Origin of the sequence: Chitinophaga rhizosphaerae (genome assembly GCF_003958645.1) — a bacterium.
Classification (GTDB): Bacteria; Bacteroidota; Bacteroidia; order Chitinophagales; family Chitinophagaceae; genus Chitinophaga; species Chitinophaga rhizosphaerae.
In genome coordinates this window covers 805,971-823,547 of record NZ_RXLO01000001.1, presented here as the reverse complement: position 1 = coordinate 823,547, position 17,577 = coordinate 805,971, and the positions used below count along the sequence as shown (strand labels likewise).

General features: G+C 56.5%; 15 protein-coding genes and 1 pseudogene. 6 read left to right on the top strand and 10 right to left on the bottom strand.

The window, feature by feature from the left end; translation table 11 throughout:
• Positions 1-28: 28 nt before the first annotated feature.
• Both EJ361_RS03335 and EJ361_RS03330 read right to left on the bottom strand, forming a co-directional pair.
• The gene (locus tag EJ361_RS03335) at positions 29-1,852 is read right to left on the bottom strand and encodes a RagB/SusD family nutrient uptake outer membrane protein (protein WP_126243914.1); all 1,824 of its coding nucleotides are present in this window, start codon (positions 1,850-1,852) and stop codon (positions 29-31) included.
• 23 nt (positions 1,853-1,875) lie between these two features.
• A complete protein-coding gene (locus EJ361_RS03330; RefSeq protein ID WP_126243913.1) occupies positions 1,876-5,019 on the bottom strand; it encodes a SusC/RagA family TonB-linked outer membrane protein in 3,144 nt (1,047 codons plus the stop codon).
• A 390-nt stretch (positions 5,020-5,409) separates the two neighbouring features.
• On the opposite strand from EJ361_RS03330, the pseudogene EJ361_RS26120 reads away from it, so the two are divergent.
• The 3 genes and pseudogenes from EJ361_RS26120 to EJ361_RS03320 all read left to right on the top strand — a co-directional run.
• Positions 5,410-5,550 (top strand): annotated as a pseudogene (locus EJ361_RS26120) (LacI family DNA-binding transcriptional regulator); the annotation flags it as partial.
• Positions 5,524-6,420 (top strand): LacI family DNA-binding transcriptional regulator, encoded by an 897-nt coding sequence (locus tag EJ361_RS03325; RefSeq protein ID WP_394344726.1) that lies wholly within the window; start codon positions 5,524-5,526, stop codon positions 6,418-6,420. The pseudogene EJ361_RS26120 and the gene EJ361_RS03325, both read left to right, overlap by 27 nt.
• A 145-nt stretch (positions 6,421-6,565) precedes the next feature.
• Positions 6,566-7,279 (top strand): EcsC family protein, encoded by a 714-nt coding sequence (locus tag EJ361_RS03320; RefSeq protein WP_126243911.1) that lies wholly within the window; start codon positions 6,566-6,568, stop codon positions 7,277-7,279.
• Positions 7,280-7,322: 43 nt separating this feature from the next.
• Here EJ361_RS03320 and EJ361_RS03315 read toward each other — a convergent pair whose 3' ends face one another.
• Both EJ361_RS03315 and EJ361_RS03310 read right to left on the bottom strand, forming a co-directional pair.
• Entirely contained in the window at positions 7,323-7,727 is a 405-nt protein-coding gene (locus EJ361_RS03315; protein WP_126243910.1) for a YybH family protein, read from the bottom strand.
• Positions 7,715-8,290 (bottom strand): DUF4256 domain-containing protein, encoded by a 576-nt coding sequence (locus EJ361_RS03310; protein ID WP_126243909.1) that lies wholly within the window; start codon positions 8,288-8,290, stop codon positions 7,715-7,717. The genes EJ361_RS03315 and EJ361_RS03310 overlap by 13 nt, the downstream gene beginning before the upstream one ends.
• A 202-nt stretch (positions 8,291-8,492) precedes the next feature.
• Here EJ361_RS03310 and EJ361_RS03305 point away from each other — a divergent pair, with 202 nt between their 5' ends.
• Complete coding sequence (locus EJ361_RS03305) at positions 8,493-10,622, top strand: type IA DNA topoisomerase (protein WP_126243908.1); 2,130 nt, start codon at positions 8,493-8,495, stop codon at positions 10,620-10,622.
• Positions 10,623-10,698: 76 nt separating this feature from the next.
• Entirely contained in the window at positions 10,699-11,697 is a 999-nt protein-coding gene (locus EJ361_RS03300) for a PorP/SprF family type IX secretion system membrane protein (protein WP_164714061.1), read from the top strand.
• 39 nt (positions 11,698-11,736) lie between these two features.
• Here the strand turns inward: EJ361_RS03300 and EJ361_RS03295 are convergent, their stop codons facing one another.
• The 6 genes from EJ361_RS03295 to EJ361_RS03270 form a co-directional block, all read right to left on the bottom strand.
• Positions 11,737-12,615 carry an MBL fold metallo-hydrolase gene (locus EJ361_RS03295; protein WP_126243906.1) on the bottom strand — a complete coding sequence of 293 codons (879 nt, stop codon included), beginning with the start codon at positions 12,613-12,615 and terminating at the stop codon, positions 11,737-11,739.
• Positions 12,616-12,660: 45 nt separating this feature from the next.
• Positions 12,661-13,332: a baeRF3 domain-containing protein gene (locus EJ361_RS03290; RefSeq protein WP_126243905.1), complete on the bottom strand. Its 672-nt coding sequence runs from the start codon at positions 13,330-13,332 to the stop codon at positions 12,661-12,663.
• Positions 13,311-13,733, bottom strand: coding sequence for a hypothetical protein (locus EJ361_RS03285; protein ID WP_126243904.1), 423 nt, complete (start codon positions 13,731-13,733; stop codon positions 13,311-13,313). Before EJ361_RS03285 ends, EJ361_RS03290 begins: the two co-directional genes overlap by 22 nt.
• A gap of 64 nt (positions 13,734-13,797) precedes the next feature.
• A complete protein-coding gene (locus EJ361_RS03280) occupies positions 13,798-15,045 on the bottom strand; it encodes a glutamate-5-semialdehyde dehydrogenase (RefSeq protein ID WP_126243903.1) in 1,248 nt (415 codons plus the stop codon).
• Between the two features lie 10 nt (positions 15,046-15,055).
• Positions 15,056-16,099 carry a glutamate 5-kinase gene (gene proB, locus EJ361_RS03275; RefSeq protein WP_126243902.1) on the bottom strand — a complete coding sequence of 348 codons (1,044 nt, stop codon included), beginning with the start codon at positions 16,097-16,099 and terminating at the stop codon, positions 15,056-15,058.
• A 559-nt stretch (positions 16,100-16,658) separates the two neighbouring features.
• On the bottom strand, positions 16,659-16,922 hold the full coding sequence (locus tag EJ361_RS03270; protein ID WP_126243901.1) for a hypothetical protein: 264 nt from the start codon (positions 16,920-16,922) through the stop codon (positions 16,659-16,661).
• A 185-nt stretch (positions 16,923-17,107) separates the two neighbouring features.
• Between EJ361_RS03270 and EJ361_RS03265 the strand changes: the two genes are divergently transcribed.
• Positions 17,108-17,575, top strand: a complete 468-nt coding sequence (locus EJ361_RS03265) for a LexA family protein (RefSeq protein WP_126243900.1) — start codon at positions 17,108-17,110, stop codon at positions 17,573-17,575.
• Positions 17,576-17,577 lie beyond the last annotated feature (2 nt).

Here is a 17,577-nt window from a genome sequence, read left to right as displayed (position 1 = left end):
GTGCTAAAGGGGATGTATATGCAAATCATCAATCCGCTTTCGTATCCACCACGTCTTTGGCCGGCTCGTTCCTTTCCGTTCCCACGTATCCCTTGTTCTGGTTGATCACGCCGTGTACGTTCGCCTGGATAGACTTGGCAGGTACGGGCCAGAAAATGTGGTAAGGGCTGATCGTGAACTTATCGCCGTGATTGGTCACGATCCCCAGGCGGTAGAAGTCGTTTTTCGCGATCACGCGGTCGTAAAAGAAATTGTCGTCGGACAGGCGGTCCATCGTGTAGGTTTTACCGTTAGGCGCGGCTTTGCCCGTTCTGGCGAAGATGATCGACATGCGGGTCAGCTCCGTTTTCCGCGGTTCTTCGAAAAACAGTTCGCGGGCCCGTTCGTCGAGGATGGTGCCGATATCCAGCGTTCCGGTGAACGGGGCGCAACCGGCGCGGGTACGCACCTGGTCGAGATCGGCGATCGCGGGGCCGGACTGGCCTTTCCAGTAATAAGCCTCCGCGCGCAGCAGGTACGTTTCCGCGAGCCGGAAGATGTACCAGTCGGAGTGGCCGCCCTGCATGGGAGAGTTTTCCGTATCGGGCACAAAAATCTTGTAATGCGGCCAGCCGAACCAGCAGCGGATCGTGTCTGTGCACAAAATACCACCGGCGGCGTTGCGGAGCTGGAGGTTTTTCAGATACCAGGGGTCGTTGCTGTTCTTGAGGCCCATATCGTTGTACACGAGATCTTCCATGTTCATCCAGTTGCCTTTGGCATGGCGGAGATCGTTGGGATCGTTCCAGATTTCGTAGAGGCTGTAAGGCGTGGGGCGGCAACGCCCGATCCCGCGGCCGTACAAATTGCTTTGAATGAATTCGGGGTTCACGTTGTCGTTAGTACCTTTTTTACCCGAAGGCGTGGAGACGTTGGTGCCCCAGAAGGGAACGGCCTGCCGCATGATGCGCATCCCGCCGTCGTACCCGCCGTCGCCGAACCGGTCGATCACGAGGAAAATCCCTTCCCGGTTTTCGCCGATCGATTTATTTTCCGGGCGGTGCAAATCCCAGATCACGTTTTTCTTCGTGGCGCCGAAAGGCTGCCGCATGAGGGAATACGCGCCTCCGTCGATCACGGCGCTCGCCGAAGCGATGGCGTCGTCGAACTTGCCCAGCGCCAGGTTCACTTTGGTGAGCAGGTGGAGCACGGCGCCTTTGGTCACTTCCCCGCGGGCCACGTTGTCGGTAACCCAGTCTTTGGCGGAATCGAGGTCTTTTTTGATGTATTCGAGGATGACATCGCGCTTCGTGGAATTGAAATCCGTACGCGGAGAAATGATTTCCTTCATGGGCGCGGGCACATCCCCGAACTGCATGCAGAGCCGGTAATAGCGCAGCGCGCGGTGGAAGTACGCGGAACCGAGGATGGCATTGCGTTCTGCCGTGTTGGCGTACTTGGCGTTGTCGATCCTGGAAATGATGGTATTGGCGTATTTGATGCCTTTGTAGCCTTCGCTCCAGTAATGGTAGATGCGCGCGCGGTCTGCACTGTTCTGATTGGCGCCGTCGGGCGTAATGAGCAAGTTGAGGTCTTGCGCAGGGCCCGATTTGTCGGTCGTGCCTTCCACCGTCACTTCGGAGAACAGCATTTCGGTGAGGATGGGCGGATTGTCGCCGTAGTACTCGATCCTGGCGTTCCTGGCGCAGGCAACGAGGCCGGCGCGCATGGCGGCGGCGTCAACGAAAGTTTCGTCGGGTTCGTAAAAGGAAAGCGGTTTGGGAACGAGCCAGTCTTTCCCGCAACCCGTTGCCATGGTGAGCGCCCCCGCGATCAGGACGGCGGCGCCGGTATATGTGAAGTTCTTACGCATGATGGTTCTTTTTTTTCAACTCGTTAAAAAGTAGCATTGATACCCAGCGACCAGTTCCTTGCCGGCGGCGTATTGCCGTATTCGGCGTCCCAGAACATCCAGTCGGGCTGGTAAATGGCCGCGTTGCTGACGTTCCCGTAAACTTTCAGGGAGCCGATGCCGATCATTTTGCTGATTTCCTTCGGAACGGAATAGGCCAGCGCCACGGTGCTCAGGCGGATGAACGAAGCTTTTCGCCAGTTGGTGAAACTGAGGCTGCCGTTGTTGGAGAACAGGCGGGCATGATCGTCGATCTGGTTTTCCGGCGTCCAGTAGGGGAGCACGTAGGAATTCTGGCGGTCGATGAAGCCGGTGTTGTTCTTCGCCTGGTTGTATTCCTTGTATTGCCCCCAATGGCTGTACAGCATGAAGGAAAGCGAGATGCCTTTGTAGGAAAAGTCGTTACGGAGCGTCCATTGGTAGCGGGGCGAGCGGTAGCCGAGGAACTGGCGGTCGTCGTCGGAAAATTTGCCGTCGCCGTTGGTGTCTTCCAGTTTGAAATCGCCGGGTTTCACGCCGAATTTCTTCGCTTCGTCTGCTTCGGTGGTTTTCCATACGCCGAGCACTTTCATGTCCCAGATCTCTTCGATGTCCCGGCCGATGAACCACCGGTTGGCCCGGTCGTCGGCTTCTTTCATGACGATCTTCCCGTCTGGCCCTTTAACCGGCGCGGGGCCATAGAGGCTCACGATGCGGTTGCGGTTGGTGAAGAAGTTGAGGTTCGTGCCCCATTCGAAGTCGGGCGTTTTCACGTTCACGCTGGCGAGGTTCAGTTCGATCCCCTGGTTCTGGACTTCTCCAAGGTTGGAGATCACGTTGAAATAGCCCGTTACGTCGGAAATGGTGCGGTTGACGATGAGGTCGGTCGTGATTTTCTTGTACACTTCGATGGTGCCGGTGAGCCGGTTGTTGAGCACACCGAAATCGAGCCCGAGGTTATACGATTTGCTTTTTTCCCATTTGAGGAGCGGGTTGGGCATGCGGTTGCCATACAGCTGCGATACGAGCACGATATTGCCGTTGGGCATGATGTACTGGTATTTCCCGGTGGAAAGGTCTCCCAGCGCCACGTACCGCCCGATGTCGCGGTTGCCGTTCACGCCCCAGGAGGCGCGCAGCTTGCCGAAGTCGAGCCAGGGCAGGTTCACGAATTTCTCCTTGCTGAACACCCATCCCAGGCCGATGGAGGGGAAGTTGGCGCGCGGGTTCGCCTGTCCGAAGGCGGAATATCCGTCGCGGCGGATAGACGCCGTCAGCATGTATTTCTGCTTCCAGGCATAGTTGAGGCGCCCCATGAGCGCGTCTCCCGTGGCCAGGGAGTCGAAGCTGCTGATCACGGGCTTGATGCCCGCGCCGATGTTGTGCCAGGACAGGTTGTCGTTCGGGTCGAAGCCTTCGTTTTCCATCTGGTTGCGCCAGCTTTGGTATTTTTCAGCGTTGTACAGCAGCGTTACGTCGAAGTCATGATCGCCGTAAGTTTTGTTCCAGCGGAGGATGTTGTCTATCTGCCAGTTAAAGAAATCCTGCTGCCGGCGAACGGCGTAACCACGCCGGGCCGCATACCGGAAATCCTTGGCCAGGTTGGCGTTGAAGTATTTTCCCCATTCGAAGTTCGGCGTAAAGTTCACCTGGTACGAGAACCCGTAGCCGATCTCGCCCTTGGCGTACAGGCTCCCGAAGAGCGTGTGGAACTTCTGCAGCCGGTCGGTATATTCGTAGTTGAGGAAGGGATTGGTATTGTTGCCGATGTCATCGTTTGGACTGTCGCGCAGCGTCACCCCGTCGTCTTTGTATTTTTCTCCCCACGGGCTGGCGTTGATCATCTGCCCCCAGTCTACCGTCACCTGGCTTTCATCCCTGTCGGCGAATTGCATGTTAATCCCGATCGTGGCCCATTTGGCGGCTTTGGTCTCGATATTGATACGGGTGCGGAAAGTCTTGAATTTATCACCGAGGATCACGCCTTCGTTGTTCGTATATCCCGCGGAAATATAATACGAAGTGTTCTCCGTTCTGCCGCCCACGCTGATCGTATGATCGTTACGAAGGCCTTTCTGGAACATCTGGTCGTACCAGTTGGTTTGCTTGCCCGCCTTGTAGTTTTTCACTTCCAGCGAGAGGATCTTCAGCCGGTTCAGCCAGATATCGACGGGGTCGCCCTGCGAGTTGTCGTAGGCTTTCCACTGGTCGATGGTGATGTCTGACGGGAGCTGACGGGGATCGTCGAACTGGTAAGGTTTTGCGTTGGCATTCATGCTTTTTAGCACGTCTGTGCGCCAGCGCACGAAACCGGGGCCGTCGTACAGCGGCTGGTCCATGGCGAGGGTGGCGAGGCCGATGTTGCTGTTGAGGGTCACCTGGGGCTTGCCGGAGGAGCCTTTCTTGGTGGTGATCAATACTACGCCTGCGGCGGATTTGGCGCCGAAAACGGCAGCGGCGCTCGCGTCTTTGAGGACGTCTATCGTTTGAATATCGTTCGGGTTGATGTCTGCCAATGCGCCGGGGTAGATGACACCGTCGAGCACGAGGAGCGGTGCGCTGTTGGCGTTGAGGGAAGAGCGGCCGCGGATCTGGAGGTCGCCGCCGCCTTTCGCGGAGTTGGAGGATGTCACGGAAAGACCGGGAACATTGGCCCGGAGCGCGTCCTGGACGGTGGCTGGATTTTCGTTCTCCAGTTTGCTCACCTGTACCTGTGCTACGGCGCCGGTGAGGTCCGATTTTTTACGGGTGCCATATCCCACTACTACGAGCTGGTCGAGTTGCGTGGCATTGTCTTGCAGGATGATGTTCCATGAGCTCGTGGAAGCGACCGGCATTTTCAGCGGCTGATAACCGATGAAGGTGAAAACGAGGACGGCATTGTCGGGCACGGCAGCGAGGGAGAATTTTCCCTGAGCGTCTGTGGTAGTGCCTTTGGTGGTGCCTTCGATGGCGACGGTAACGCCGGGGAGCACGGCGCCGGATTTGTCGCGGACTACGCCGCTGATGTCTTTGACGACCCGGAGGGAAGTGTTGGGAACGTTTGCATACATGCCGCTGGCGGCGGGGATTCCGGCCGATAGCGCGAGTAGCAGGGCGCAGCAGGCCGGGGAGGTCCAATAAGGCCTCCTTCCGATACGCATTGTCATGGTAAATCAGATTAAGGATTTAGAAATGGTAATATCGACGTGTTAGTGTTAAATGTGCTGTGTGAAATGGTCGAACAGGCTTGTTTGGCCAATGTCAGTTTTAAACGTGAAAAATTAAATTACCGCAAACGTGATGTAATTTGATCCGGATGGCGGACGGACCCATATCAGTTTTCAATACATGATTAAATAGCGATCGTTCGTGTGTCGCGTTGTACAATATGGTTCGAATGGCGGGTAGTGGAACGGATTGTTTTAACGTGAAAAAATTAAATTGCTGCAAACGTGATTTTTCATTGTTCTTTTACCAAATTAGTATTTGCAATCGATTTAACTTTACACAAGGGGTGAAAAAAGTCTACTACAACGTTTGAAATCGTTTATTGAAATATGAAAAGGGGAGTAACGATCAAAGATATTGCGCGGAAATTGAATATGTCTGTATCGACGGTGTCTAAAGCATTGAACAACGATGCCACGATCAGTTCGCTGACGAGCGAGCGGGTGAAGGCGCTGGCGCTGGAGTTGAACTACATTCCCAATGAGGCGGCGCGGCATTTCAAGCTGAACCGCACGTCTACGCTGGGCCTCATCGTTCCCGACATACTCGACCAATATTATGCTTTCGCGGCCAATGGCGTGGAAGCGGCGGCGGAGGAAAGGGGGTACCATGTGATGCTGGCGCAGTCGCGGGAAGACGAGCAGAAGGAAGAAAGGATCATCGACCTGATGATCCGCAACCGGGTAGACGGTGTGGTGGCGGCGATTTCTAAGACGCGGACCGACATGGCGCCATATCAGAAGTTATTGTCGATCGGGATCCCGGTGGTGTGCATCGGGCGGGAGCCGGCCACGCCGGCGTTCGATTTTGTATCGAGCGATAACATGGAGGGCGGCCGCCTGGCTACGGATTTCCTTATTCGCCAGGGCCACCGGCACATCGCGCATTTGCGGGGGCCGGAAGGGATGCGGACGGGGAATGCGCGGTACGAGGGGTATAAACTGGCGTTGGAGCAGCATGGCATCCCGTTGCGGGAAGAGCTTGTGGAAGTGGTGGATTTTTCGCGGGAGCATACAGAGGTGGCGCTGGCGCGGATGCTGGCCTTGGAAGTGCCGCCCACGGCCGTGTTCGCATTCAAGAATTACATGGCGCTGGACGGGATCGCTTTTTTAAAGAAATACCATCCCCTGCTGGTGGGGGTGATGCCGTTTACAGGGTTCGGGAACCTGCCGATCCTCGATTACCTGGACCATAAGCCCGCGGCGTCTATCGAAGAAAGCTCCCATGAAATGGGGCTGGAGGCGGCGATGCAGCTGTTTTCGCGGATACGTGAAAGGGAAGGAGCGGAACAATCGGCCCGGAGTATCCAATTGCCCTGCAAACTGGTGGTGCATGTTTGAGCAGATCCGTTTTCCGGATGAAAACCGGACTATTAATAAGGAATTCAATGGACTGAACCGGCAGATTTGCACCGTAAATGATTTTGGCAGCAGCCGAAGTGATCGTACATTCAGAAAACGCGTCATCATTTACTAAAGATCCAACATGCTATACGAATTACAGGCGCGTGCGGAGATGGAAACCTGGAAGCTCCGCATGCGGAAGGCGCCCAGCATGGTGCAGCGGCTGTCGCACACCCTGCAGGCGCGGGTGAACCGGATCATCCCTGAAAAGGTGCATCGCGCCATCACGGCCACGATCCGGGAAATGGTGCGCGGGGTACTGTTCGGGTCGAAGTACACCGTGCCGGGTAAACAGGATTATGCGTCTTTTGCGGATATGGAATCCGCCGTGAGAAAGCGGACCGATTTTTACAAGCATACCGCCGCGGCGGAAGGCGGGGTGACCGGTGCCGGGGGGATCCTGCTGGGATTGGCGGATTTCCCGATCCTGTTATCCATGAAACTGAAACTGCTGTTCGATATCGCTACCATCTATGGTTTTGATGTGAAGGATTACCGCGAGCGATTGTACATCCTGTTGATTTTCCAGTTGGCTTTCAGCAGCCAGGACCATCGGCGGAAGGTATTTTCGCAGATGGAAGACTGGGCCCGCCGGTGGGATACGCTGCCGGAAAAGGAAGAGTCCTTTGACTGGAGGGCTTTCCAACAGGAATACCGCGATTATCTCGACATCGCCAAAATGGCGCAGCTGATGCCGGTGATCGGTGCGGCGGTGGGCGTTGTCGTGAATTACCGGCTGGTGAAGAAACTGGGCGAAACGGCGATCAACGCTTACCGGATGCGGTTGTTGCGCTGATATGGCTAAGGGAACGATGGTCGATTTATCTAAATGGGTCGCGCTAAGGCTTCAAATCCACCGAAGCCTTGCCCGTTGAGGGATCGAAAGGCACCGAGCTATGTGTGTGCCGGATCAGCCATTGATCGGATTCCTTAATATAACAGGTTGTTTCCCGCCACCACATATCCAGCTTGCCGCCCTGTACCATTTCCGCCACAACATGATTCTCCGTGGCACACCACGCAATGGAACTTTCCTGTTCAACATGTATCACCTGTATCTCGAAATCGATCACTTTGGCCAGCGTTCCCAGCCACTCCTGGAGCCTGAGCCGCAGGGCGCCGGTGCCCCGGTAGGAAAAGTTCTTCACAACGTCGAAAGAGACCACCTGCGGATGGTAGCAGGCGATCGCCGCCTCTACATCGCTTTCCCGCGGAATCCGGTTGGATGCTGCTAGACAGTCAATATCCCCCGAAACCCGCGCGCCCCATAGTACGACTCGGCGCCGTTATGATACATGAAAACCTTGTTGTACCGCCGGTCGCAGAAGATGGCGCCTCCCAGCTCACGGATATCGTCCGGGGTTTTGACCCAGCTCGACGTTTTCAGGTCGAATTCCCCAAGCTCCTGCAATTCGCGGTATTGCGCTGCTGTGAGGATCGTGATGCCGATTTCGTTCGCCATATCGATGGCACTCGTTTTTGGCTTGTGTTCTTTCCTGGACTGGAGGGCTTCATAGTCGTAACAGGTGCTCCGCCGGCCTTTGGGGCTCTCGGGAGCACAGTCGCAGAAAGTGATTTCGCCGGATTTTTTGTCGAAACCGATCACATCCGGTTCGCCGCCGGTTTCCTCCATTTCGTTCAGCGACCATAACTTCGCCGGATGCGCTTCGATCCTTTCCTGGACCTTACTCCAGTCGATCCCTTTATGACGCCGCATGTTTTTTTCGAAGCGGGCCTTCAGTGTTTTGAGCAGCGCATCCCGCTGATCTGCGGTTAACTTCTTTTTGCTGTTGGGTGTGGTGGGCATATACGTAGGATTTTAACAGTAGATAATGGTATGAAAACTATATCAAATGTAATCAACCCGGCACGAAATTTCACGCGCACGGATACAGGAATTATCCGGAATCTTCCATTTGATATATCCACCATCGCCGGTACAAAACGGCAAGCCGTGAACAGCGATTCACTTGAAATATTCCCCCTTTTCCCCGAAATTCGCGGCTGATATGAAAGTCTGTATAGCGGAAAAACCGAGCGTAGCGCGAGACATTGCCGAAGTGTTGGGCGCCAAAACCCGGAAAGATGGATATTTTGAAGGGAACGGGTTCCAGGTTACCTGGACCTTCGGGCACTTCTGTACCCTCAAGGAACCGCACGACTATTCTCCCCACTGGAAGTACTGGTCGCTGGCCGACCTGCCCATTATCCCCGCCCAGTTCGGCATCAAACTGATCGAAAACACCGGGGTGGAAAAGCAGTTCCGTGTCATCGAAACCCTCATCCAGCAATGTGAAGAGGTCATCAATTGTGGAGACGCCGGCCAGGAAGGGGAGCTCATCCAGCGATGGGTGCTCCTCAAAGCCCGGTGCACCGCGCCCGTCAAGCGCCTGTGGATTTCCTCGCTCACCGAAGAAGCCATCCGCAACGGGTTCCAGTCCCTCAAAGACGCCGCCCAATACGATAACCTTTACGCCGCCGGCAGCGCCCGCGCTATCGGCGACTGGCTCCTCGGCATGAACGCCACCCGGCTCTTCACCAAGAAGTTCGCGCAGGGAAAGGCCGTCCTCTCCATCGGCCGCGTCCAGACGCCCACCCTCGCCATGATCGTAGCCCGGCAGAAGGAGATCAACGCCTTCGTTTCGGCCGAATACTGGGAACTGAAAACCATCTATAAAAAAGTCGAATTCACGGCCGTCATCGATCGTATCGTTGTCGTGGACCGCGCTGAAAAAGGGCTCGCCTATCTCAGGGAACACCCCTTCGAGATCACCTCATTCGAGAAAAAAGAAGGAAAGGAAGGCAATCCCCGCCTGTTCGACCTTACCGCCCTCCAGGTGGAAGCCAACAAGAAATACGGCTATTCGGCAGACGATACCCTGCGGTACATCCAGAGCCTCTACGAAAAGAAACTGGTCACCTATCCGCGGGTAGACACCACGTACCTTTCGGAAGACCTCCATCCCAAGATCGCCGGCATCCTGAAAGACCTGACGCCCTACGCGGCCCTCATCGCACCGCTGCTGGAAAAGCCCATCCCGAAACTCAAGTCCGTGTTCGACGATAAAAAGGTGACGGACCACCACGCCATCATCCCCACCGGCATGTACCCCGAAAACCTGCATCTCGATGAAAAACGCATCTACGACCTCGTAGCCCGCCGGTTCATCGCCGCGTTCTATCCGGAATGTAAAATATCCAACACCACCGTACTCGGCAAAGTAGGCCAGGTCGAATTCAAAGCCACCGGCAAACAGATCCTCGAGCCCGGCTGGAAGGAAGTCTACGCCAACGATGCACCCACACCCAGGGAGGGCGACGAGCCCGCCGAAGAAGGCGAAAAGATCCTGCCCGTTTTCGAAGTTGGGGAAAGCGGTCCGCACGAGCCCCGCATCCACAAAGGCAAAACCACGCCGCCCAAACCCTACACGGAAGCCACGCTGCTCCGCGCCATGGAAACGGCCGGCAAGCAGGTGGAAGACGAGGAAATGCGCGAATTGCTGAAAGACAACGGCATCGGCCGCCCTTCCACCCGTGCCAACATCATCGAAACCCTTTTCCGCCGCAAATACATCGAAAAGAAGAAAAAGAACATCTTCGCCACGCAAACCGGTATCGACCTTATCGATACCATCGAAAACGAGCTGCTCAAAAGCCCCGAGCTCACCGGCGCCTGGGAACGCAAGCTGCGCCTCATGGAGAAAGGGGAATATGCCATGGACGCCTTCCGGCAGGAACTGACCGACATGGTGATCGCCCTTATCCGCGACGTAAAGAACAATACCGGCAAATCCATCACCATCGCGCCGGAACGCCCGACCGAGCCCGGGAAAAAGGAAAAGGAAGCCAAGCCCAAAGCGCCGAAGAAACCGGCCGATCCCACCGCCGCCACCTGCCCCAAATGCAAGGCCCACCCCGTCAAAAAAGGGAACACCGCGTACGGTTGCGCCAACTTCGCCGCCTGCGGGTTCAAAATCCCGTTCGAACTGTTCGGGAAAAAACTGACGGACAAACAACTGGAAGACCTCCTCACCAAAGGGAAAACCGGGAAAATCAAAGGCCTCGCTACGCCGGATGGCGAAAAAGAAGGCCGCCTGGCGCTCGACGAACATTTCAATATGGTGGTCCAGACTTCCTGAAAATTTTTGCAACCATCTGCGAATCCGCGTGTTATAGAGTAGTATGTCGGCCAGCGGCCGGCTTAAACCGCTCTTTATGGCAAAACACTACCCTGCTTGTTTGTTACTTTTAGCCATGCTCCTATGTGAAAGCGCCCGGGCGCAGCAAGACGTGCAGTTCAGCCAGTATGTCTTCAATATGCTGAACGTAAACACGGCTTACGCCGGGTATCGCGGGGGCACCAGTTTCAACGCCATCTACCGGCGGCAATGGGAAGGCATTCCCGGATCGCCCAAAACGGCGGGCGCGTCTATCGACTGGCTCACGCCGGCGGCGGAAGACCGCATGGCCCTCAGCGCCAATTTCATGCACGAAGAGCTAGGTCCGCAAAAGACCCTCAGCGTAGGCGCAGGTTATACTTACCGCATTCCGCTCGACGCTTCCGGCGCCAGGCGCCTCTGCTTCGGCATCGGCGGCGGGTTCACGCAGTACCGGCTCGACGGTACGCTGCTGACCTATGTAGACGAGCACGACAACAGCATCCCCGTGACGAATGCCTCGCATATGGAGCCGGACGCCAATTTCGGGGTGTTTTACCATACACCTGCATGGTACGCCACGGCCTCCATCCGCAATCTGCTGCAAACCACGGGGGTGAAGGGGTTCAATTGGAACGACGAATACTTCCGCACGCTGGAGCGCAATCCGCACCTGTACCTGGGCGCTGGAACGGTGATCAGCCTCGCGGAGAACTTCAAGCTGAAGCCGTCCTTCCTCTGGAAAGACGATTTCAAAGGCCCCAGTAACGTAGATCTTTCCTGCTTCCTGAATATCCACGAACTGGTATGGATCGGCGGATCGTACCGCACGGGCATCCGCATCTGGGACGCATCGGGCAAAAACATGGACCTTACGAACCGCGACGCAGCTTCCGCCATGGTGGAATTCATGGCCGCAAAATGGCTGCGGGTCGGGTATGCATATGATTTTACCACCAGCGGGCTGCGGAACTACCAATCCGGCTCGCACGAGATTTCCATCAGCCTTTTCATGCCGAAAAAAGGTATACGGGAAGTCAGTCCAAGATATTTCTAGTGGGTTAGCTGGTGACCATGCGATGTGATTCCGGTCTGTTCAGAACAAAGATGTTTGGACAGGCCGGTTTTCATTTGATTTCTTTTTGCCGCTGGCAGGCTGGGGGAGGATGGCCGGTTGCCGGGGGATGGGAATATGTACCGGCGGCAGCGGCGCTTCCGTGGGGTTGATATGGAACACCGGTGTTTCGGCGTATCGCCCTGCCACAACGATCTCCGTACCGTTGGCGTGCCGGCTGAAGAGGGAATGCACCAGATCGGGGTCGTTATTGTCTTGCGACAGGTGCGACAGCAGCACGTGGCTCAGGTGGCTGGTGCGGTGACGCAGGAAAACTTCCAGGGCTTCGTTGTTCGACAGGTGGCCGTGGCCTCCCCTGATCCGGTTTTTCAGGAAAACCGGGTAGCGCCCCTTGTCGAGCATTTCGGTATCATAATTGGTTTCGAGGAACGCGGCATGGCACATGGAAAAATGGCGCGCCAGCTCGCCGCAGGGCCGCCCGATGTCCGTGAAAACGCCCACCCGCGCCTGGCCGCAGCTGATAAGGAAACTGTGCGGGTCGGCCGCGTCGTGGTATTTGACGAACGGCTGGATGTGCAGGTCGCCGATACGGATGGCCTCGTCCGCACGGAAAGTCCGCCCTTCCAGCTGCATACCGCTATGCCGCAGCGTGGCTTCGGTAATGTAAACGGGGAGATCGTATTTCTTGCTCAGCACGGGTATCCCGCGGATGTGGTCCACGTGTTCGTGAGACACCACGATCGCCTTCACCTTTCCCATATCGAGCCCCAAACGCGCCATCCGGCGCTCGGTTTCCCGGCACGAAATACCCGCATCCACCAGCACGGCCTCGCGGTCGTTCCCGATGTAATAACAGTTCCCGTTGCTGCCCGAATTGAGCGATGTGAAATAAAGCGACATGCTTTGCAAAGAAAACGAATTCAGCGCAATTCCGCCGGATTTGAATTAATACCGCGTGAGCAATGCGATATCGCCCAACTGGCGGAGCGCCGCCTGGTCGGTAAAGAATACCCGGCCTTTTTTATCGACCACTTCCCAGGCGATGTCGTTCACGATATCGTCGTTGATACCGGGCACCGTGCCGTCTTTCGCGTAACCGAACCCCTGGGGCGTAATACTGATCGGCTGGTTGAAATTGCTTTTCACGAGGAGCAGCTCTCCGCGGCCTTCCCGGGCCGCCAGGTATATTTCCTGCATGTCTGTCAACACCTTCCCGCTCGGAACGCCGGCCATCAGCTCTTCTATTGCCGCGGTCCGCCGCGCTTTCTGCAAATCTTTCACCACCGGCCAGGCCTTGTCCGACAAATAATGAATATCCGCCCGGCCCGCGTCTATCGTGAAATGACCGGAATAGATCTTCGGCTGGTCGGCCACTTCCAGCAGGTAATCGAAATTCTCGCGCGTGGCCGCCACAATGATTTCCAGCGGATGCACGCCATGGATGGCCACCATCGATTTATCGACTTTATTAAGAAATTCTTTTATCTGGTTGTCGACTTTTTTGGGATCGCTTTTTGCCAGGCGGTCGGTTATGTAATGCGGATTGTCGCGGTAAGGGAACCCGTTGCCCGAAACCTCGTCGTAAATGCGGTCGTTCAGCGCCTCGTAGAGCTGCACGCCGGATTGGCTGAGGTGGAGGATGTAATAATCTTCCGAACGTTGTATGCCTTGATGATATCCCGCAGGGCAAATTCCTTGTCGACGTACACTTTATTTTCCGCCGGCGGCCACATGGTGCGCACATATTCGGCGGTAGTTGCGGAGGCGAAAACATACAGCCCGAAATCGTTGAGGCGGTTATCGATTTGGGGTTCGAGGGAATGGAGATTTTTAAGGAGGGCGTCTATGCTGCGCCGGTCATAATCTTTCAGGAGCCTGTTTTCCGCTTCGTTGACGAGATTTTTGAGCAGGATGGCATCCTGCTGGTTATCCGGATGCGTGCGGTGGGTCGCCAGCGCGATGGTGACGCAGGGGCCTTCCTGCTTTTGGGCGAGCTTATGCATTTGATCTTTCAACATGGGAATTCTGGGTTGTTCTAAATGAGAACAACCATTCCATGTCTTTTGTTCGTAGCGGGAAGGATCAGCGGGTTTGCCCGTCGCCGGTCACGATCCATTTTTCGGTCACCAGTTTTTCCAGTGCGAAAGGGCCGCGGGCGTGGAGTTTCTGTGTCGAGATACCGATTTCGGCGCCCAAACCGAATACGCCGCCGTCGGTAAACCGGGTGGAGGCGTTGACGTACACCGCCGCAGCATCCACTTCCTGCTGGAAACGCTCACCCAGCGCGGTATTCTGTGTTACGATGGCTTCGGAATGGCGGCTGGAGTAACGGCGGATGTGCGCCAGTGCTTCCCCGGCGTTGCCCACAACTTTGACGGAGCACTTGAAATCGAGGAATTCCCGTCCGAAATCCGCTTCCCCGGCGTGTTGCAGGTAAGGGTAACCGGCTTGCTGCAGGATGGGGAACGCTGATTCGTCCGCGAAAATCTCCACCTGGTACGCCGCCAGCCGGGGCGCGAGGATGGGGAGGAAACTGCCGGCGATGGCGCCGTCGACGATCACCGTGTCCAGCGCGTTGCACACCGAAGGACGGCTCACTTTCGCATTGGTGACGATACTGGCGGCTTTTTCGAGATCGGCGGAAGCTTCCACGTAAGTATGGCAAACGCCGGCGCCGGTTTCGATCACGGGCACGCGGGAATGCTGCCGTACGAAATCGATCAGGGATTGGGAGCCGCGGGGGATGATGATATCCACGAACTGGGTGGCGTTAAGCAGCTCGTTGACCAGCGCGCGGTCGGTCGGCAGGAGCACCACGGCATCGGGATCCACGCCGTTTTCTTCCAGCGCCTGGCGGATGAGGGAAACAAGCGCGGTATTGGTATGGAACGCGTCCGTTCCGCCGCGGAGCACCGCAGCGTTGCCGGAGCGGATGCAAAGGGCGGCCACGTCTACCGTTACGTTGGGCCGCGATTCGTAAATGACGCCCACCACGCCCAGGGGCGCCGTCACCTTGCGCACCAGGAGCCCGTTATCCAGCTTTTTTTCGGACAACAGCTGGCCGGAAGGGTCGGGGAGCTGGGCGATGTCGTCCAGGCTGGCGGCCAGGTCGCGGATGCGCGCGTCGTTGAGCAGCAGCCGGTCTTTCCGCGGGTCGCCGTCGGGCATCTGGTCGAGGTCTTTTTTATTCTCGTCCATGATGGCGGCGGCATTGGCCAGCAGGAGTTCGCCGATGCGGCGGAGGATGGCCTGTTTGGCCGCGTCTCCCGAAGACTTGACGGACCGGGAGGCGTTTTGTGCTTTTTCGAGCAGGGGTATGATGGTGGTCATAATGTTCAGTTTAAAGGATGACGATTTCGTCGGCATGGGCTACTTCCAGGTTCTTGACGCGGCGGTCGCCGGCCAGGTCGTCGGAGCTCACTTTGGCGCGGGCCACGGCAAACACTTCGCCGGATTCTCCCGCAATTTCGATCACTTCGCCGCATTCGAATTTCTCCAGTACTTCCCTGACGCCGACGGCGAGGAGGGAGTGCCGTTTTTCCAGGGCTTTCTGCGCGCCGGCGTCTACCTGTATCCTGCCGGTCACCAGGCTGCCGCTGGCCAGCCATTTGCGGCGGGCGGGCATGCTGCAGGGCTGCGGGGGGCAGAGCGTTCCCGTTTTGCCTTCCGTGGCCAGGGAAACCCCTTCCGGCGTGCCGATCCCGAAAATCACCACCTGGATGCCCATGCGGGTGGCCAGGCGGGCGAAGGTGAGCTTGGACACCATGCCGCCGAGGCCCAGGCTCGATTTGCTGGTATCTGCCAGCGAAAAGGTGGCTTCGTCGATTTCGGGGATGAGGGGAACGATCTTCCCTTCGCGGTCGAGCACGCCGCCTACACTGGTGGAGAACAGCAGCATGGAGGCGCCGAAACCCACGGCGATGAGGGTCGCCAGCTCGTCGTTGTCGGAAAACTTCAGCTCCAGGTCGCTCACCACGTCGTTTTCATTGGCGATGGGGATGATGCCGCTGGCCCAAAGCTCCTCGTACGTTTTATGCAACTGCAGGAACTGGTTGCGGTTCGAAAAGTGGCTGCGCTCGCAGAGGCTTTGCGCCACGGGAATGCCGTATTGGAAAAAATAATGCGTATACCGGTTGAGCAGTAACGGGTTGCCAATGGCTGCCGCCGCTTTGCGCTCGCTGATGGAGCCGGCATAATCTTTCAGGAAACGCTTTCCCGCCGCCACGGCGCCGGAAGAAACGAGCACCACGTTATAGCGGTCGTGCACGGCCGCCACCTGCTTGGCGATCTCGGCGATGACGGACTCGTTCAGTTCGCCGTTGCCGTGCGTAATGGAAGCGGTACCGAATTTTATGACAAGTATCGGTTTGTTCGTATTTTTCATTCGGGTATAAAAATATTCAAACGCGCCCGTTTCTGCAAGCCGCCCGCCTGCCCGGAAACGCCCGCGGCCGGCCGGGGCCGGTCCGAATGCGGACATCCTTCCTGGTCGGGGTTGTGCGAAACCCGCGCCCGTACTGCATACCGATATATGGCAACCTGTATGCGGCGCTCCCGTAAATCCTCTCCTGATGTGGATGAATTATATCAAAATTGCGTGGCGCAACCGCAGCCGCAACCGGTTGTTCTCCATCATCGATATCCACGGCATCGCCGCATCGCTGCCGATCCTGTAATTTGTTTCCAACGGGCAGGGCTAAGATAGTTTCCATGAGAAGAAGGACCGCATCTACCGCGTGGAGCAGCAACGGCTGCTGCGCCCGGGCTCCGGTCCGGCCGCGATGGAAGCCCGGTTCCCTCCACGGTGAAACGCCTGTCCAAAATGGAAGACGGCACACCCGTGCGCGTGGCCTATGGGCTGCAGGCGCCGTCAGACATCCACCTGTATTCCCAGGGCAGTTATCGTATCCGTTGCCATGGGATTCCTGTGGGCGGGGATATTGTTAGATTGTGTGGGCAGGACAGCAACTGTCCAGGAATATCTCGATCAGCCTGCGGTCGAACCGCGGTAGAAACAGCCGGTCGATGCCGACGATCCTGTCTTTCATCATTCTCACGAGCCGGAATTCATACACCATTTGCGTGAGCCGGGAAATGTCCATCGTATTCCTCAGCTTGTCCAGCACTGCTCTACCTTCGGCGACCGTGAGGTAGTCGATAAAACAGAGTGGGCCGCTTGGCGCGATGTACAGAATACGTGATTGCATGATGTTCGGTTTTTCAGTTCTCGGGTTGGGATGGTCTTGCTGGTTTTCCTATGCGATGGCGAATGGTCAAGGTAGCACTTTTGTGTGATATACGGCTGTTCTTTAACATAACTTTTATTGTTGGGTCGCTACCCATCATTTGTGCTAATATCTTTAGTTAATATTGCTAAAAATATTAGTAATACATGTATGCAGTTAACCAGCGGAACGGCCTTTCCTTTTACGCCGTCCGAGCCACCGGAGAGATAAGCGTGCCCTTTATCTGGACCCCGCTGAAAGCGGGATTCCCTTCGCCCGCGCAAGACTACATGGAAGAGGAAATCGACCTCGTCAACCTGCTGGGCATGAACAAACCATCCGTTTTCATCGTGCGGGTAGACGGTCATTCCATGACAGACGCGCATGTGCCCGACAGGAGCTACCTGGTCGTAGACCGGTCCCTCAAACCTATGCCTAACGACGTTGTAGTGGCCGTCCTCAACGGCGAATTCACCGTCAAGACCCTCGTAAAATCCTCCACCGGCTGGATGCTTTATCCCGAAAACGCCATGTACGACCCCATTGTGATCCGGGATACCGACGCCTTCCAGGTCTGGGGCGTGGTGGCGCAGGTGGTGATCGACCGGAAAGAAATGCGGCTGCGTAAAAGATAATG

Coding starts and splice junctions, on each gene's coding strand:
- EJ361_RS03335 (WP_126243914.1), bottom strand. CDS start 1,852: ATGCGTAAGAACTTCACATATACCGGCGCCGCCGTCCTGATCGCGGGG.
- EJ361_RS03330 (WP_126243913.1), bottom strand. CDS start 5,019: ATGACAATGCGTATCGGAAGGAGGCCTTATTGGACCTCCCCGGCCTGC.
- EJ361_RS03320 (WP_126243911.1), top strand. CDS start 6,566: ATGCTATACGAATTACAGGCGCGTGCGGAGATGGAAACCTGGAAGCTC.
- EJ361_RS03310 (WP_126243909.1), bottom strand. CDS start 8,290: ATGCCCACCACACCCAACAGCAAAAAGAAGTTAACCGCAGATCAGCGG.
- EJ361_RS03305 (WP_126243908.1), top strand. CDS start 8,493: ATGAAAGTCTGTATAGCGGAAAAACCGAGCGTAGCGCGAGACATTGCC.
- EJ361_RS03300 (WP_164714061.1), top strand. CDS start 10,699: ATGGCAAAACACTACCCTGCTTGTTTGTTACTTTTAGCCATGCTCCTA.
- EJ361_RS03295 (WP_126243906.1), bottom strand. CDS start 12,615: ATGTCGCTTTATTTCACATCGCTCAATTCGGGCAGCAACGGGAACTGT.
- EJ361_RS03285 (WP_126243904.1), bottom strand. CDS start 13,733: ATGTTGAAAGATCAAATGCATAAGCTCGCCCAAAAGCAGGAAGGCCCC.
- EJ361_RS03280 (WP_126243903.1), bottom strand. CDS start 15,045: ATGACCACCATCATACCCCTGCTCGAAAAAGCACAAAACGCCTCCCGG.
- proB (WP_126243902.1), bottom strand. CDS start 16,099: ATGAAAAATACGAACAAACCGATACTTGTCATAAAATTCGGTACCGCT.
- EJ361_RS03270 (WP_126243901.1), bottom strand. CDS start 16,922: ATGCAATCACGTATTCTGTACATCGCGCCAAGCGGCCCACTCTGTTTT.
- EJ361_RS03265 (WP_126243900.1), top strand. CDS start 17,108: ATGTATGCAGTTAACCAGCGGAACGGCCTTTCCTTTTACGCCGTCCGA.